We start from the raw sequence: 2998 nt of genomic DNA, 5'->3' as shown, positions 1-2998 counted from the left end.
CATCTATAATATATGAATGCATATTTGATTTTATTTTAAAGCATAATTATTCTTTAAAAGTTTTATCAAATTGGTATTTTATAATAGATATTTTAATATCTGTTATATCTATTATTATATTTATAGGAATGCATTACAGATTTATGAATACAAGGATTAAAAACAAATACATTTATTTAAATAAACAATATAAATACTGTATTTATGTCACTATAAATTATTGGATAGATAACATTGTGATAGCATATTTTTTAAAATGGATATTTATAAGTGAAAGCAGCATAGAGATTGTTAAATATATAATAGTTTATACATTGGTTAGTGAGTTGATAATTCAAAATATATTGATAAAGGCAGAGCTTTCTTATACAAAATATAATCTTGAAGTAAGTAACAATCAATTAGAAAATCAAATAAAGCACTATAGTGAATATGAAAAATATATGAAAAAAGTTAGGTATATTTCTCATGATATTAAAAAACATAAGTTTGCTTTAAATCAGTTAGTAGCATCTAAAAAACATAAAGAAGCAGTGGATTTTATTTATGAGATAGATAAAGAAATTGAAGAAATTGATTACTATTTTGTGAGTGAACATATTTTAATGGATGCACTTATCAAAAATAAAATAAAAGTATGTAAAAAATATGGAATAAAATTAAAATATGATATATTTATACCTAAAGATATACATATAAAAAATATGCATATATCAATAATATTTAATAATTTAATAGACAATGCAATAGAGGCATGTGTGAATTTAGATGATAACAAAAGAGAAAAGTATATTCATTTATATTGCGATGTTATAGATAATAAATTAATATGTGTTATAAAAAACTCTAAAAATAAACACCCACTTGAATTAGATAAAAGTTTTAATATAGAAACTTTAAAAAAAGATAAAACTAATCATGGAATTGGTATTGAAAATTTAAAGCTTACAATAGAAAAATATGATGGGGTCATAGATTTTAACATAGAAGAGTACTGTTTTACCGTAAAGTTTATTATTCCAATATAAAAATGCTATTTCAAACCTAAAATAGCATTTTTATATTGAGACTAGCATACTGAATTTCTTGAACTTTTAGCTTTATATAGTTTTGTATCAACTAAATTTAAAGCATCATTAAATGTTATATTTTCGTTATTAAGGTAAGAAACTCCAAAGCTGCAAGTAATATTGATTTTATTACTTTCATATAAAAATTCTCTAGTTCCAATAAAGGTTTTAAAATTATTTATTATAGTATAAGTTTCATTTTCAGACTTATTTTCTATAACAGCTATAAATTCATCTCCTCCGTATCTACAGGTCCATCCACCAAAATTTTTTATATAAGAATCAAGTAAGCTTGCCACCTCTTTAATTATAAAATCCCCACATAAGTGTCCATACGTATCATTTATATCTTTGAATTTATCAATATCTAACATTATCAAACTAACTGAAAAATCAGGTAACGATAGGTTTTTTAATAGAGCAGGAAGATGTTCATCTAAGTAACGTCTATTAAAAATATTAGTTAATTCATCAGTAACAATAAGCATATTTAATTTATTAATTTCAGATGTAAGTTCATTAACAGTTTTATTGGTGTAAGTTGAAAACATAGTATCGTTTGTAACATCTTTTATAAGTTCGACAATATAAATATCGCCTTCAACATTAACGGGCGCTGATATTATCATATACAGCTTCTCATCTACATATTCTAACTTAGAGAAAGATGAATTCTCATTTAAAGCTCGCATAGAGATACAATTACAACAAGCCGCCCCAGTTTTCCAAAACTCAAAGCATTTATGATCATTATCTATTTTTATATCATTATCAAGCGTTATTATCTTTTTGTGCTTAGGATCTACAATTCTTTGAATTACAAAAACGTTATCAAGTATATTTATACTATTTTTCATGAAATTCAAAAAACTCACTTCCTCTCTTTAAAATACTATCAACAAATATTATAAGTTTTTATTAATTTATTTGCAAATTTAAAGATTAATAATATAGTTAAAAATACAAAATATGAGATATAATAGAATATGAACTAAATCAAAAGAGAGGGAGCATAATGTTAAGAAAAGATGAATTCCTGGATAAATATCAAATAACTGATAAAGAGTTAATAAAAAATAACATAGATTGGGATGAAATTGAGTATATTTATGAAGATTTTATGATGTATAGAAAAAGCTATGAAACTCAAGCTGAGTTAATAGCTACTATATTAAGAAGTCATCCAAAGGTTCACTCAGTGAAAACTAGAGTTAAGGATCCTGAACATTTAATTGAAAAAATAATAAGGAAGATAGAAGATAGACGATTAAAATATGGAAATGATTTTAATTTTACTGTAGATAACTATAAAAATGAAATAACTGATTTGCTAGGAATAAGAGTAATACATATATTTAAAGAGGATTGGGAAGAAATACATAGTTTTATTACTAGGATGTGGAAAGTATTAGAAATTGTTTCCAATGTGAGAGAAGGTGACAACACAAAAAAATTCGAAGAACTAGGGATTGAAGTATGTTCAAGACTATCAGGATATAGATCAGTACATTATATAATAGAATCATATCCAACTACACAAAAAATAATTGCAGAAATACAGGTAAGAACTATTTTTGAAGAAGGTTATGGGGAAATAGATCATCAACTTAGATACTCACATAAACAGATTCCTGATGTCCTAGCACAAAATTTGATGTTACTGAATAGAATAGCAGGTAGTTCAGATGAAATGGCATCATTAATTAATGTATTAAATAAAAGTATAGAAGATGTAAAAATAGAATATGAAGAGAAGTTAAAGAAAAAAGATAAAGAGATAGAGAACTTAAAAGAAATAATAAGTAAAAAATAACAAATAGTAACAAATATAAATAATTATAGAAAAATACAGTATTTATGCTATTATATATATTAATATAAAAAATTAAATTGTATATTAAATATAAATATATAAAAAATATGAATGG

General features: G+C 23.5%; 3 protein-coding genes. 2 read left to right on the top strand and 1 reads right to left on the bottom strand.

All coding sequences use genetic code 11. The annotated features are described in order from the left end of the window. A partial coding sequence (locus RWY47_RS02180) for a sensor histidine kinase (RefSeq protein ID WP_316030226.1) occupies positions 1 to 1028 on the top strand: 1028 nt, incomplete at its 5' end. A gap of 41 nt (positions 1029 to 1069) precedes the next feature. Here RWY47_RS02180 and RWY47_RS02175 read toward each other — a convergent pair. Beyond that, positions 1070 to 1927, bottom strand: a complete 858-nt coding sequence (locus RWY47_RS02175; protein WP_207656705.1) for a GGDEF domain-containing protein — start codon at positions 1925 to 1927, stop codon at positions 1070 to 1072. Between the two features lie 158 nt (positions 1928 to 2085). Between RWY47_RS02175 and RWY47_RS02170 the strand changes: the two genes are divergently transcribed. Then, positions 2086 to 2883: a RelA/SpoT domain-containing protein gene (locus RWY47_RS02170; RefSeq protein WP_025162545.1), complete on the top strand. Its 798-nt coding sequence runs from the start codon at positions 2086 to 2088 to the stop codon at positions 2881 to 2883. Positions 2884 to 2998: the final 115 nt, after the last annotated feature.

The sequence above is a fragment of the Paraclostridium sp. MRS3W1 genome, from assembly GCF_032465715.1.
Classification (GTDB): Bacteria; Bacillota; Clostridia; order Peptostreptococcales; family Peptostreptococcaceae; genus Paraclostridium; species Paraclostridium dentum.
This window is presented reverse-complemented; position numbering and strand designations above follow the sequence as displayed.

What these genes read in the sequence shown, in the direction of transcription:
- RWY47_RS02170 (WP_025162545.1), top strand. Translation starts at nt 2,086, where the DNA reads ATGTTAAGAAAAGATGAATTCCTGGATAAATATCAAATAACTGATAAA.
- RWY47_RS02175 (WP_207656705.1), bottom strand. Translation starts at nt 1,927, where the DNA reads ATGAAAAATAGTATAAATATACTTGATAACGTTTTTGTAATTCAAAGA.